The organism is Streptomyces sp. NPDC003011 (assembly GCF_053591515.1).
Genome location: NZ_JBSFTY010000006.1, coordinates 116,874 through 130,520, shown reverse-complemented (window position 1 = coordinate 130,520; position 13,647 = coordinate 116,874). Strand labels below are relative to the sequence as shown.

Below are 13,647 nucleotides of genomic sequence, written 5' to 3'. Positions count from 1 at the left end.
GTTGCCCTCGATCATGCCAACGACGATCACCACCCTAGAGTCCCGTGCTGTGCGGAGGACCTCAGCCGGCGGCTCGTAGCACAGCTGCGACAATCGGGCCGGCCGCGTCGCCGCCGTGGCCGCCCTCCTGGGTCATGGCCGCCGCCGCGACATCGCCCCGGAAGCCGGTGAACCAGCTGTCGGACACGGCCTGCCCGTCCACCTCGGCGGAACCGGTCTTCGCGCCGATGTCCCCGCCGAGCCCGGCCATCGCCTGCGCGGCGGTGCCCTGGGTGGCGGTCAGCCGCATCATCTGCTTCAGCTGGGCGGCCGTGTCGTACGGCAGTCCCTTGGCGGTGGCCAGCTCGCGGCCGTCGAGCTTCGGCGACACCAGGTAGGGCTGGCGGAAGGCGCCGGTGATGGCGGTGGCCGTCACGGAGGCCATGTTCAGCGGGTTCATCTGGACCTGGCCCTGGCCGATCGCGTTGGCCGCGCGGTCGGGTCCGCTGATCGGGGGGACCTTGCCGTCGAAGGAGACGATGCCGGTCTTCCAGTCCAGACCGAGGCCGAACCGCGTCTGGGCCTCCGTGGTCAGCGACTCGTCGGTGAGCGGTTTCTCGTCGATCAGCTTGACGAAGGCGGTGTTGCAGGACCGCATGAAGCTGTTGGCGAGCGTGGCGTCGAGGTCGGGCTTCATGCCCGTGAGGTTCTTGAAGGTCTGGCTCTGCCAGACGGCGCTGTCCTCACAGGGCGCCGGACCGTTCATCGAGGTCACGCCGTTGTCGATGAGCATCGCCGCGGTGATGATCTTCATGGTGGAGCCGGGCGCGACCGTGCCCTCGAAGGCCGCGTTGAAGGCGTCCTCGCGGTGGTTCGCCACCGCCAGCACCTCACCGGTGCTGGGCTGGACGGCGACCACCGACGACTGGGCGTACTGCTTGACCGCCTTCTCGGCCGCGGCCTGCGCGCCCGCGCTGAGCGTCGTCCGCAGCTTGCCCGGCGTGCCCTCGGCCAGGGTCACCAGCGGGGTGTCGGCGGCGCCCTCATCGGCGTGCCGGATCACCAGTTCGGTCCCGGGGGTGCCGCCCGCCTTCTCGCCGTACTTGGCGCGCAGGGCGTCCAGGACCGGACCGAGCGACGGGTACTTCTCCTTCGTCAGCACGGTCCCGTTCCGGTCCACGGCCTCGACCGGCGGGTTCGCCGACTCCTCGGTGACCAGGGTGTCGTCGCGCCGCAGCTGGGGATGGACCACCGAGGGCTGCCAGTCGACCAGCGCCCGCCCGGTGCTGACCCCGCGCACGACGGTCAGCTCGCTCTTGTACGTCAACGGCTTCGACTTGCCGTCGTAGGACACCTTCGCCTTCACCGTGAAGGGCACGGTGGCACCGGACGCCGTATCGGGCGTGATCTTCACGTCGCCGATGTGGGCGGTCGTGCCGTACGCCGTCAGCAGGGCCTCGGACGCCTCGGCGTTGTTCGTGTACGCCGCCGCGTCGACCGCCTGCCCCTTCTCCCAGGCCGCGAAGAAGGTGGCCGTCGTCTCCTTGACCTCGTCCGCGCTCGGCGGCCCGGTCCTGGCCGGCGCCGGTCCGGCCGCCCCCGCGCCCGTGTCGTCGTTCAGCGCCGACACGAAGTTGTACGTCCCGTACCCGGCCCCGCCCACCATCACGACGAACACACCGCCGACGACGGCGGCCTTCACCCCCCTGCCCATAAGGCGATCCCCTCCCGTTGCCCCGTTGGTGTCTCGCACTGTACGGGGGAGGTGTGACAGGAGGGACGGGGATTTTCAGATTGTCAGACCCAGGTATCCAGCCACATACGTGAACGCCACTCGTCTATCGGGATGGCGGTGCCGGTGAAGATCGGCCAGAAGTAGATGAAGTTCCAGGCGATCAGGAGGACCAGGATGCCCGCGCCGGTCGCGCCGGCCACGCGGCGGGTCTCGGTGGAGCCCGGGGGGCCGATGATCGCGCCGAGGAGCATGGCGACGGCCAGGCAGAGGAACGGGACGAAGACGATCGTGTAGAAGAAGAAGATCGTGCGCTCCTGGTAGAGGAACCAGGGGAGGTAGCCGGCCGCGATGCCGCACGCGATCGCGCCCGCCCGCCAGTCCCGGCGGAAGAACCAGCGCCACAGGACGTACAGGATCGCGAAGCAGCCCACCCACCACAGCAGCGGCGTGCCGATCGCCAGCACCTCGCGGGCGCACTTCTCGCCCGCGTCGACGGGGCAGCCGTCCTTGCCGGGCGCGGGGGACTCGTAGAAGTACGAGACCGGGCGGCCCGTGACGATCCAGCTCCACGGGTTGGACTGGTAGGTGTGCGGCGAGGAGAGGTTGATGTTGAACTGGTAGACCTCGTGCTCGTAGTGCCACAGGCTGCGCCACCAGTCCGGGAGGAGCCACGACCAGCTGCTGCCCTTGCCGTCGGTCGCCGCCCAGTTGCGGTAGTAGCCGCCCTTGCCGTCCGCCGGGGACAGGATCCAGCCCAGCCAGGACAGCACGTACGTGGCGATCGCGACCGGCACGGTGGCCACGAAGGCCAGGCCCAGGTCCCGGCGGAGCACCGCCGCGTACGGGCGGCCCGCGCCCGCGACCCTGCGCGAGCCGACGTCCCACACCACCGCGAGCACGCAGAACGCGGCCAGGACGTAGAAGCCGTTCCACTTGGTGCCGATCGCCAGGCCCAGCATCAGGCCCGCCAGCCAGCGCCACGGGCGCCAGCCGAAGCGGGTGGTCTCGGCGATGTGCGCGTCGGGGCGGACCCGGCCGTCCGCGTCCGCCGGGAGCGCGGCCGCGAGTCTCTCCCGTGCCCGGTCCCGGTCGATCAGCAGGCAGCCGAACGCGGCCAGCACGAAGAACATCAGCACGCCGTCGAGCAGCGAGGTGCGGGCCATCACGAAGGCCAGGCCGTCCACCGCCATCAGCGCGCCCGCGAGGCAGCCGAGGAAGGTGGAGCGGAACAGGCGGCGGCCGATCCGGCACAGCATCAGGATCGACAGGGTGCCGAGCAGCGCGGTCATGAACCGCCAGCCGAACGGGTTGAACCCGAACATCAGCTCGCCGAGCCCGATGACGTACTTGCCGACCGGCGGGTGCACGACGTACGCCGCGTCCGTCGGCACCGGCACGTTCCCGCTGCCCGACAGGATCAGGTCGTTGACGTTCTTGTCCCAGTTGACCTCGAAGCCGCGGTGGACGAGCGCCCACGCGTCCTTGGCGTAGTACGTCTCGTCGAATATCACCGCCTTCGGGCTGCCCAGGTTCCAGAACCGCAGGACCCCCGCGAACAGGGTCACCAGCAGCGGACCGCCCCAGCCGGCCCACCGGGTCAGCCGCCCGGCGAGCGGCTCGGCCACTCCGAAAACCTGCCACAGCCGCGGGCTGGGCCGCACGTACGGCGGCACCAGGCGGTCGCGTACGTCGCTTGTGGGCTCCGCCGTGTATCCGAAGCGGCGCAGCCGCAGCTGCCACGACGGCCGCTGGTCCTGGGGGGCCTGGTCCTGCCGGGTGTCCGTGGAGGACGCGGTACTGGTCACCGCGCCATCGTAGGGAACCGCGCTGTGTGCGTCCCGCGCATGGGGCGCAGAGGCGCGGATACGTTCCGGTCCGGGAGGCCGGGCGGGGGCGGGCCCGGCCTGCCGGGGAGGAGATGCGTCCGCGTTCCCCGGGCCCTGGGAGGATGGGAGCGTGACAGTTACGCCCGGAACCCTGGTCCTCGCCGGCACCCCCATCGGTGACACCTCCGACGCCCCGCCCCGGCTCGCCGAGGAGTTGGCCGGTGCCGACGTCGTCGCCGCCGAGGACACCCGGCGGCTGCGGCGCCTCACGCAGGCCCTGGGGGTGACGCCCAAGGGACGCGTGGTGTCGTACTTCGAGGGCAACGAGGCAGCCCGGACGCCCGAGCTGGTCGAGGAGCTGGTGGGCGGCGCCCGGGTGCTGCTGGTGACCGACGCGGGGATGCCGTCCGTGTCGGACCCCGGCTACCGGCTGGTCGCGGCGGCCGTGGAGAAGGGCATCCGGGTCACCGCCGTACCGGGACCGTCCGCGGTGCTCACCGCGCTCGCGCTGTCCGGGCTGCCCGTCGACCGGTTCTGCTTCGAGGGGTTCCTGCCGCGCAAGGCGGGCGAACGGCTGTCCCGGCTGCGGGAGAACGCCGACGAGCGCCGCACGCTCGTCTACTTCGAGGCCCCGCACCGGCTCGACGACACCCTCGCCGCGATGGCCGAGGTGTTCGGCGCCGACCGGCGGGCCGCCGTCTGCCGCGAACTGACCAAGACGTACGAGGAGGTCAGGCGCGGCGGGCTGGGGGAGCTGGCCGCGTGGGCGGCGGAGGGCGTACGGGGAGAGATCACCGTCGTCGTGGAGGGGGCTGCGGAGCGCGGTCCCGAGGAGCTCGACGCCGGGGAACTCGTGCGGCGGGTGCGGGTGCGCGAGGAGGCGGGGGAGCGGCGCAAGGAGGCGATCGCCGCGGTGGCCGCGGCGGCGGGCCTGCCGAAGCGGCAGGTCTTCGACGCGGTGGTGGCGGCGAAGCACTCCGCGGGGTGAGCGGGGCAGCGGGGCGGGGCGCGTGTCCTACGGCCTGGTAAAGGACCACCGGCGATAAGGCAAAGCGCCGCCCCTGGCCGGGAGCGTTGCGGCAAGGGAAGGCCAAATCGGCTTCAACACTCGGCAGGTCGGCTGCCTCCACGCCCGCGCGGGCGTCCACTGGGTGCAGGGACGTACGTCCCTGCCTCCGGCGGACAAGAGGAGCTGGCATGAGTGGGACCGCCGTCGTTCACGAGTCGTATTCCTTCGCCTGCATGCGCTGCGGGCACGGCTGGGAGCAGTCGTACGCGATAGAGCACCACGTCGACGGCGACGGGCGGGAGTTCGTGCGGTACGTGGTGGACGGGCAGGTCGTGCCCTCTCCGCTCTCCAGGCCCACCTGCGCGAACTGCGACCACCACGTCGTACGGATCATGCGGCCGGGCCGGGTCGCGTCGGCCCGCGACGCGGCGCGCTCGCGGCACCGCACGCCGTCCGCCGGGCCGGCGCAGGCACCCACGGCCGGGGCGGAGCAGCACGGGGAGCACGGGGAGCACGGGGTGCACCACTGGCAGCTGTCCGATCTCCTGCACCCGTTCCAGCGCAGGGCGAGCTGACCCGCACCGCGACCGGCGGCGGCATGCCCCTTTCGTAGGATCGGGGCATGCCTGCGAACGCCACCGACAAGAACGCCGCCCCGCCGCCGCCGAAGCCCCTGCGGGTGCCGGTCGCCGACTCCCACACCCACCTCGACATGCAGGCGGGGACCGTGGAGGAAGGGCTCGCGAAGGCCGCGTCGGTCGGGGTGACCACGGTCGTGCAGGTGGGGTGCGACGTACGCGGCTCCCAGTGGGCCGCCGAGACGGCCGCGCGGTACGACGCCGTGCACGCGACCGTCGCCCTGCACCCCAACGAGGCGCCTCGGATCGTGCACGGCGACCCGGACGGCTGGTCCCGGCAGGGCGCGCGGCAGCCGGGCGGCGACGCGGGCCTCGACGAGGCGCTCGCCGAGATCGACCGGCTGGCCGGGCTGCCCCAGGTCAAGGGCGTCGGCGAGACGGGCCTCGACCACTTCCGCACCGGGCCCGAGGGCAAGGAGGCGCAGGAGAGGTCCTTCCGCGCCCACATCGAGATCGCCAAGCGGCACGGCAAGGCCCTGGTCATCCACGACCGCGACGCCCACGCCGACGTCCTGCGCGTGCTGAAGGAGGAGGGCGCCCCGGAGCGGACCGTCTTCCACTGCTACTCCGGGGACGCCGAGATGGCGGAGATCTGCGCCGGCGCCGGATACTTCATGTCCTTCGCCGGCAACGTCACCTTCAAGAACGCCCAGAACCTGCGGGACGCCGTGGCGGTCGCCCCCCTCGAACTGCTCCTGGTCGAGACGGACGCCCCGTTCCTCACCCCCGTGCCGTACCGCGGACGGCCCAACGCCCCGTATCTCATTCCGGTCACGGTGCGCGCGATGGCCGCCGTGCGCGGCGCCGACGAGGACGCGCTGGCGTCGGCACTCGCGGCCAACACCGCACGCGCGTTCGGCTACTGACCCGCTGCCGATCCGTCACCGACCCACCCGGACGCGACGCTCGGTAGTCGCGTCGCTTTGGAGAGTGACGGCCGCTCCGCTAGGTTCTGGGGGCCCGATCCGGACCCCTCTGGACCCCTCCGGCCCCTGGAGCGTGTCGGCGTGAGCAACGCGCAGTACCAGACGTTCGAGCCGTACGGCCCCGGCCCGGCCCGCGGCGCGGAACCCGCCTGCGAGCCGGCGGCGTACGCCGCCGCGCACACCGGCGCGCACGCCGCCCCGCCCGCCGATCTGCACACCGCGCAGACGCTGGCGTACGGCGTGCACGTGACCCCGGCGGAGTACGAGGACACCTACCGGCCCGCTTACCAGGCGCCGGACGCGCCCGCGCCCGTCGCGCCCGGCGCCGGAGCGAGCGGGCGGGCCGCGCGCCGCCGCCGGGCCCGGTCCGCCGAGCGCGCCGACAGCACCGTGCGCCGGCTGCTCCCGCAGGCGCTGGTCGTCGCGTTCCTCGCCGGCGGCACCACCGCGTTCGTCGCCGAGGACAAGGCGGTCGAGCTGAGCGTCGACGGCAAGCCGCGCACCCTGCACACCTTCGCGGACGACGTCGCCGAACTGCTCGCGGAGGAGGGCGTGGACGTGGGGGCGCACGACGTGGTCGCGCCCGCTCCCAGTGAGGCGCTCGTCAGCGGTGACGAGGTCGCGGTGCACTACGGGCGCCCCGTACGGCTCACGATCGACGGTCAGCGGCGCGAGGTGTGGACCACGGCGCGCACGGTGGCAGGGGCGCTGCGGCAGGTGGGGGTGCGGGCGGAGGGCGCGTACCTGTCCGTCTCACGCTCCCAGCGGATCGGGCGGCAGGGGCTCGCGCTGGACGTGCGCACCGAGCGCTCGGTGACGGTCATGGCGGACGGCCGGGCCCGCACCATCCGCACCAACGCGGCGACCGTGCGGGAGGCCGTCGAGGAGGCCGGGATCACCCTGCGCGGCCAGGACACCACGTCCGTGGCGGCGGACAGCTTCCCGCGCGACGGACAGACCGTCACCGTGCTGCGGATCACCGGCACGAAGGAGGTCCGGGAGGAGCCGATCCCGTTCGACGTGCGGCGGACCGAGGACGCCTCCGTGTTCCGGGGGACCGAGGTCGTGGAGCGGGCCGGGCAGCCGGGGCTGCGGCGGATCACGTACTCCCTGCGGATCGTCAACGGCGTCAGGCAGAAGCCGCGGCGGATCAGGACCGAGGTGGTGCGGGAGCCGCGGGCGCAGCTGGTGAAGGTGGGGACGAAGCCGCTGCCCGCGTCCGTGCGGGGGGCGGACGGGCTGAACTGGCAGGGGCTCGCCGCGTGCGAGTCCGGGGGACGGCCGGGGGCGGTCGACCCCTCGGGGACGTACGGCGGGCTGTACCAGTTCGACACGCGGACCTGGCAGAGCCTGGGCGGGACGGGCCGGCCGCAGGACGCCCCGGCGGCCGAGCAGACGCTCCGGGCGAAGAAGCTGTACGTGCGGCGCGGGGCCAGTCCGTGGCCGCACTGCGGCGGGCGGTTGCGTGGCGGGGGGTGAGCGGCCCTTCGGTCCTGCGGCCCTGCGGTCCTGCGGTCTCCGTGAGGGGTGCCTTCCTCTGCCGGGCGGGAGGCGCCTCAGCGGTACGGCCGCCCGCAGCCGGACGCGGACGAAGGCGGCCGACGGTGCCCGTACCCTTGTCCCGTGAGCAGCAGCCCCGCCCCCGACGCCCTTCTCGGCCCCGCCGACGTCCGTGAACTCGCGGGCGCCCTCGGTGTGCGCCCCACCAAGCAGCGCGGCCAGAACTTCGTGATCGACGCGAACACGGTCCGCCGTATCGTCCGCACCGCACAGGTCCGCCCCGACGACGTGGTGGTCGAGGTGGGTCCGGGACTCGGCTCGCTCACCCTCGGGCTGCTGGAGGCGGCCGACCGCGTCACCGCCGTCGAGATCGACGACGTCCTCGCCTCGGCGCTGCCCGCGACGATCGCGGCGCGGATGCCGCAGCGGGCGGACCGGTTCGCGCTGGTGCACTCCGACGCCATGCGGGTGACCGAGCTGCCGGGCCCGGCCCCGACCGCGCTGGTGGCGAACCTGCCGTACAACGTGGCCGTACCGGTCCTGCTGCACATGCTCGACACCTTCCCGAGCATCGAACGCACCCTCGTGATGGTCCAGGCGGAGGTCGCCGACCGGCTCGCAGCCCCGCCCGGCTCCAAGGTGTACGGCGTCCCGTCGGTCAAGGCCAACTGGTACGCCGAGGTCAAGCGGGCCGGGGCGATCGGCCGCACCGTCTTCTGGCCCGCGCCCAACGTCGACAGCGGGCTCGTCGCGCTGGTGCGGCGGGCCGAGCCGCTGAAGACCACCGCCTCCCGGCGCGAGGTCTTCGCCGTCGTCGACGCCGCGTTCGCCCAGCGCCGCAAGACCCTGCGGGCCGCGCTCGCCGGCTGGGCGGGATCCGCGGCGGCGGCCGAGGCGGCCCTCGTCGCCGCGGGCGTGTCGCCGCAGGCACGCGGAGAGGCCCTGACGGTCGAGGAGTTCGCGCGGATCGCCGAGAACCGCGTCACCGAGAACCGTGTCACCGAGAACCGCGTCGGCGGGACCGAGGAGTCCGGCCGGTGAGCGTGACCGTTCGTGTCCCCGCCAAGGTCAACGTCCAGCTCGCGGTGGGCGCCGCCCGCCCGGACGGGTTCCACGACCTGGCCAACGTCTTCCTCGCGGTCGGCCTCTACGACGAGGTGACGGTGACCCCGGCCGCCGAGCTGCGCGTCACCTGCGCCGGACCGGACGCCGGCCAGGTCCCCCTGGACGGTACGAATCTGGCGGCGCGGGCGGCCGTCGCCCTCGCGGAGCGCCACGGTCTGGACGCCGCCGTGCACGTGCACATCGCCAAGGACATCCCCGTCGCCGGCGGCATGGCGGGCGGCAGCGCGGACGGCGCGGGGGCCCTGCTCGCCTGCGACGCGCTGTGGGGGACGGGCGCCTCCCGCGCGGAACTCCTCGACATCTGCGCCGAGCTGGGCAGTGACGTGCCGTTCAGTCTGGTGGGCGGGGCGGCGCTCGGGACCGGACGCGGCGAGAGGCTGCGGCCCCTGGAGGTCGGCGGGAGCTTCCACTGGGTGTTCGCGATGGCGGCGCGCGGGCTGTCGACGCCGGCCGTGTTCCGCGAGTTCGACCGGCTGGCCGAGGGCCGGGACATCCCCGGGCCCGTCGCCTCCCGGGACCTGCTCGACGCCCTCGCCAAGGGCGACCCCGACGCGCTCGCCGCCGCCGTCTCCAACGACCTCCAGCCCGCGGCCCTCTCCCTCTTCCCGGAACTCGCCGACACCCTCGCGGCCGGCCGGGCCGCCGGCGCCCTCACCGCGCTGGTCTCGGGCTCCGGTCCGACCACGGCGTTCCTCACCCGGGATCCCGAGTCGGCGACGCGGGTGGCGGAGGCGCTGCGGGCGTCGGGCACCTGCCGAACCGTCCGCACGGCGTCGGGGCCGGCGCCGGGGGCGACGATCACGTCCGGCCCCCTGCCGTAGGGTCCGCGCCGCGCCCGCCCGCCGGCCGCTGCGGGCCGCCGCCCCCAGACCCCCGCTTCGGCCCTGGAGGGGCCTGGCCCGCAGACGCCGGACGGGCTGCGAGCACGGGCGGCGCCCCCGGCGGGCGCGAGAGAACAGGCCCGCGGATGACCACCCGCCCCGCCGACTACCCTGGAGGGTCGAGCGTCCCCCCTGGCAGGAGAGTAATGGCCGTCAATCTGGTCAATGTCGAGAACGTCAGCAAGGTGTACGGCACTCGTGCCCTCCTCGACGGCGTGTCCCTCGGCGTCTCCGAGGGCGACCGGATCGGCGTCGTCGGCCGCAACGGCGACGGCAAGACCACCCTGATCCGCATGCTGGCCAAGCTGGAGGACACCGACACCGGACGGGTCACGCACTCCGGCGGCCTGCGCCTCGGCGTCCTCACCCAGCACGACTCCCTCGACCCGGCCGCCACCGTCCGGCACGAGGTCATCCGGGACCTGGCCGACCACGAGTGGGCCGGGAACGCGAAGATCAGGGACGTGCTGACCGGGCTGTTCGGCGGGCTCGACCTGCCCGGCTTCCCGCAGGGGCTCGACACCGTCATCGGCCCGCTCTCCGGCGGTGAGCGCCGCCGTATCGCGCTCGCCAAGCTCCTCATCGACGAGCAGGACGTCATCGTCCTCGACGAGCCCACCAACCACCTCGACGTGGAAGGCATCGCCTGGCTGGCGCAGCACCTGCGCGCGCGCCGCTCCGCGCTCGTCTGCGTGACCCACGACCGGTGGTTCCTCGACCAGGTCTGCACCCGCATGTGGGACGTCCAGCGCGGCACCGTCCACGAGTACGAGGGCGGCTACTCCGACTACGTCTTCGCGCGCGCCGAGCGGGAGCGGATCGCCGCGACCGAGGAGACCAAGCGGCAGAACCTGGTCCGCAAGGAGCTCGCCTGGCTGCGCCGGGGCGCGCCCGCCCGTACGTCCAAGCCGCGCTTCCGCGTCGAGGCCGCCAACGAGCTGATCGCGGACGTGCCGCCGCCCCGGGACAGCAGCGAGCTGATGAAGTTCGCCTCGTCCCGGCTCGGGAAGACCGTCTTCGACCTGGAGGACGTGACCGTCCAGGCCGGCCCCAAGGTGCTGCTCAAGCACGTGACCTGGCAGCTCGGTCCCGGCGACCGGATCGGTCTGGTCGGGGTGAACGGCGCCGGGAAGACCTCCCTGCTGCGGGCCATGGCCGAGGCCGCGTGGACGCAGGGCGAGAAGCAGCCGGTGGGCGGCCGGGTCTCCGTGGGCCGGACGGTGAAGCTCGCCTACCTGTCCCAGGAGGTCGGCGAACTCGACCCCGCCCTGCGCGTGCTGGAGGCCGTCCAGCAGGTGCGGGAGCGCGTCGACCTGGGCAAGGGGCGCGAGATGACCGCCGGTCAGCTGTGCGAGACGTTCGGGTTCAGCAAGGAGAAGCAGTGGACGCCGGTCGGCGACCTGTCCGGCGGTGAGCGGCGCAGGCTCCAGCTGCTGCGTCTGCTCATGGACGAGCCCAACGTCCTCTTCCTCGACGAGCCCACCAACGACCTCGACATCGAGACGCTGACCCAGCTGGAGGACGTCCTCGACGGCTGGCCCGGCTCGATGATCGTGATCTCCCACGACCGGTTCTTCGTCGAGCGGACCACCGACCGCGTCTTCGCCCTCCTCGGCGACGCCACCCTGCGGATGCTGCCGCGCGGCATCGACGAGTACCTGGAACGGCGCCGGCGGATGGAGGAGACGGCCGCCGCGTCGGCTCCCGTCCCGGCCGCGGACAAGGCCGTACCGGAGAAGAGCTCGGCGGACCAGCGCGCCGCCAAGAAGGAACTCCAGAAGATCGAGCGGCAGTTGGACAAGATCTCGGAGAAGCAGGCCAAGCTGCACGCCCGGATCGCGGAGAACGCCACCGACTTCGCGAAGGTGGCCCAACTCGACGCCGAACTGCGCGACTTGGCCGGTGAGCGGGACGAGCTGGAGCTGCGGTGGCTGGAACTCGCCGAGGACGCGTGAAGGGTGCGTGAAGGCGCATAACGGGGGCGTCACGGGCCGGTCCTCCCTTGGGAACAGGGGCGGAACCGGCCCGGTGCGTTGTCGGTGCCGAGTGATAGAAAGAGCCGTCTGAGAACTTTCTGAGTACGACTCTGGGTCACCACATGCCTCAGGGCGTGGCTAAAAATCAGTGATGGAACGGGGGAACGCGCTGATGGCACAGCCGCCCAACCAGCCGCCGCAGGGTGGCTTCGGAGCGCCGCAGGACCAGCCGCCGCAACCGCAGCAGCAGCCGCAGCAGCCGCCGCAGCAAGGCGGTTTCGGAGCACCGCAGACACCGCCGCCGCCTCCGCAGGGTCCGCCGCCGGGTGCGCCGCAGCCCGGCTACGGCTATCCCCAGCAGCCGCCCGCCGCCCCGCAGCCGGGGGCACCGCAGGCCGGACCGTACGCCCAGCCGGGGCCGTACGGCCAGCCCCAGCCCGGCCCCTATGGCCAGCCGGGCCCCTACGGGCAGCCGCAGCCGGGACCCTATGGCCGGCCGCAGGGGTACGGCTATCCGCCGCAGCCCCAGTTCCCGGGTGCGCCCGGGACCCCGCCGCCCGGCTCCGGGAACCGCTTCAGGAGCAGGACCGCGATGATCGTCGGGGCCGCCGTGGCCGCGCTGCTCGTCATCGGCGGGACGGTGTTCGCGGTCGCCGGCGGTGGTGACGACGACAAGAAGCCGGTCGCCGGGAAGAGCGACGACCCCAAGCCCAGCGCCTCCGGCTCGTCGCCGGTCGACACCGGTGACGGCAGCGGCGCCGGCGGCGCGGACCCGGAGAACCTCAACGAGGGCCGCCAGGCCGGTGAGGCGAAGGTCCTCTGGTACAAGGAGGCGCCCGACGCGCCGTCCGACGGTGCCGACGCCCCCGGCATGTGGGTCACCGACAAGACGGCGGTGAAGGCGGCGTACAAGCAGCTCGTCGCCTACGGCGTCGAGGACGGCAAGCCGGCCTGGGACCCGGTCACGTTCCCGCAGAAGATCTGCGCGGTCACTCCGCAGCGGACGTCCGACGACAGGATCGTCGTCGCGTACATGAGCGGCACCAGCGACCGTGCCGAGTGCAACCAGCTCCAGCAGATCGACCTGAACACGGGAGAGCAGGGCTGGACCGGCGAGGTCGCGGACGGCGCGCTGTTCGACAGCACGCTCCAGATCGAGCTGTCCCTCAGCGGCAACACCCTGATGGTGGGCCGCTCGCAGTCCGGCACGGCGTACGACGTACGGACCGGCAAGAAGCTGTTCGACAAGAAGAAGTACGGCGACGCCTGCTTCCCGACCGCGTTCGCGGGCGGCGCCCGGCTGATCGCCGTCTCGTCCTGCGACGCCACCGGGGCGAACGAGCACGACGAGGTGCAGGAACTGGATCCCGCGACCGGCAAGGCCAAGTGGACCCAGAAGTTCGACAAGGGCTGGACGGTCGCGCGGCTCTACTCCGTCGACCCGCTGGTCGTCTACAGCACCAACGAGGACAAGAAGGCGTGGAACATCTCCGCGTTCAGCGCCACCGGCACGTTCCGTTCCCAGGTCGCCTTCGACGAGGACTTCGCCCCCGACTGCGGTCTGGCCATCCTCGCGCGTGACCTCCAGGGCTGCGAGGGCGTGGCCGTCGACGGCGACACGCTGTACCTGCCGACCCAGGCGACCAGCGGACCGAACGAGATCGTCGCGGTCGACCTCGCCACCGGCAAGGAGAAGTGGCGCGTCACGTCACCGACGGACGACTCGATGCTGCCGATCGAGGTGGAGGGCGGCAAGCTCATCGCGTACGTGGAGCCCTCGTACTCCGCGGGCGGCCGGATCGTGTCGATCGCGACGGGCGGTGGCAGCCACAAGCCGGCCAAGCTGCTGCAGAACCCGCAGAGCACCGCGCAGATCGAGAGCGGCTTCTTCTCGAAGGACGTCGACTGGGCCGACGGCCGCTTCTTCCTCTCGACCACGCGGCTGACCGGCAACGACGAATCGAAGGAGAAGTTGATGCTGGCCTACGGCAAGTGACCCTTCGCTTTCCCCTTCCCCTTCCCCTTCCGCTGTTCGTCGTCCCCGCCATCGAG

General features: G+C 72.8%; 10 protein-coding genes. 8 read left to right on the top strand and 2 right to left on the bottom strand.

Going from position 1 to position 13,647, the window contains the following annotated elements:
• Window positions 1-61: 61 nt before the first annotated feature.
• Together ACWD0J_RS05015 and ACWD0J_RS05010 are read right to left on the bottom strand one after the other, a co-directional pair.
• Entirely contained in the window at window positions 62-1,693 is a 1,632-nt protein-coding gene (locus ACWD0J_RS05015) for a penicillin-binding transpeptidase domain-containing protein (protein WP_451494344.1), read from the bottom strand.
• An 83-nt stretch (window positions 1,694-1,776) separates the two neighbouring features.
• Complete coding sequence (locus ACWD0J_RS05010) at window positions 1,777-3,519, bottom strand: dolichyl-phosphate-mannose--protein mannosyltransferase (RefSeq protein ID WP_451494343.1); 1,743 nt, start codon at window positions 3,517-3,519, stop codon at window positions 1,777-1,779.
• A 151-nt stretch (window positions 3,520-3,670) separates the two neighbouring features.
• Here ACWD0J_RS05010 and rsmI point away from each other — a divergent pair, with 151 nt between their 5' ends.
• The 8 genes from rsmI to ACWD0J_RS04970 all read left to right on the top strand — a co-directional run bounded on the left by rsmI (window position 3,671) and on the right by ACWD0J_RS04970 (window position 13,591).
• Complete coding sequence (rsmI, locus tag ACWD0J_RS05005) at window positions 3,671-4,528, top strand: 16S rRNA (cytidine(1402)-2'-O)-methyltransferase (RefSeq protein ID WP_451494342.1); 858 nt, start codon at window positions 3,671-3,673, stop codon at window positions 4,526-4,528.
• Between the two features lie 209 nt (window positions 4,529-4,737).
• The gene (locus tag ACWD0J_RS05000; protein WP_451494341.1) at window positions 4,738-5,124 is read left to right on the top strand and encodes a hypothetical protein; all 387 of its coding nucleotides are present in this window, start codon (window positions 4,738-4,740) and stop codon (window positions 5,122-5,124) included.
• 47 nt (window positions 5,125-5,171) lie between these two features.
• The gene (locus ACWD0J_RS04995; RefSeq protein ID WP_451494340.1) at window positions 5,172-6,053 is read left to right on the top strand and encodes a TatD family hydrolase; all 882 of its coding nucleotides are present in this window, start codon (window positions 5,172-5,174) and stop codon (window positions 6,051-6,053) included.
• Window positions 6,054-6,194: 141 nt separating this feature from the next.
• The gene (locus ACWD0J_RS04990) at window positions 6,195-7,592 is read left to right on the top strand and encodes a ubiquitin-like domain-containing protein (protein ID WP_451494339.1); all 1,398 of its coding nucleotides are present in this window, start codon (window positions 6,195-6,197) and stop codon (window positions 7,590-7,592) included.
• Window positions 7,593-7,736: 144 nt separating this feature from the next.
• Window positions 7,737-8,654 carry a 16S rRNA (adenine(1518)-N(6)/adenine(1519)-N(6))-dimethyltransferase RsmA gene (rsmA, locus tag ACWD0J_RS04985; protein ID WP_451494338.1) on the top strand — a complete coding sequence of 306 codons (918 nt, stop codon included), beginning with the start codon at window positions 7,737-7,739 and terminating at the stop codon, window positions 8,652-8,654.
• On the top strand, window positions 8,651-9,559 hold the full coding sequence (locus tag ACWD0J_RS04980) for a 4-(cytidine 5'-diphospho)-2-C-methyl-D-erythritol kinase (RefSeq protein ID WP_451494337.1): 909 nt from the start codon (window positions 8,651-8,653) through the stop codon (window positions 9,557-9,559). Before rsmA ends, ACWD0J_RS04980 begins: the two co-directional genes overlap by 4 nt.
• Window positions 9,560-9,765: 206 nt before the next feature.
• Entirely contained in the window at window positions 9,766-11,574 is a 1,809-nt protein-coding gene (locus tag ACWD0J_RS04975) for an ABC-F family ATP-binding cassette domain-containing protein (protein ID WP_451494336.1), read from the top strand.
• A 193-nt stretch (window positions 11,575-11,767) separates the two neighbouring features.
• Window positions 11,768-13,591: an outer membrane protein assembly factor BamB family protein gene (locus ACWD0J_RS04970; protein ID WP_451494395.1), complete on the top strand. Its 1,824-nt coding sequence runs from the start codon at window positions 11,768-11,770 to the stop codon at window positions 13,589-13,591.
• Window positions 13,592-13,647: the final 56 nt, after the last annotated feature.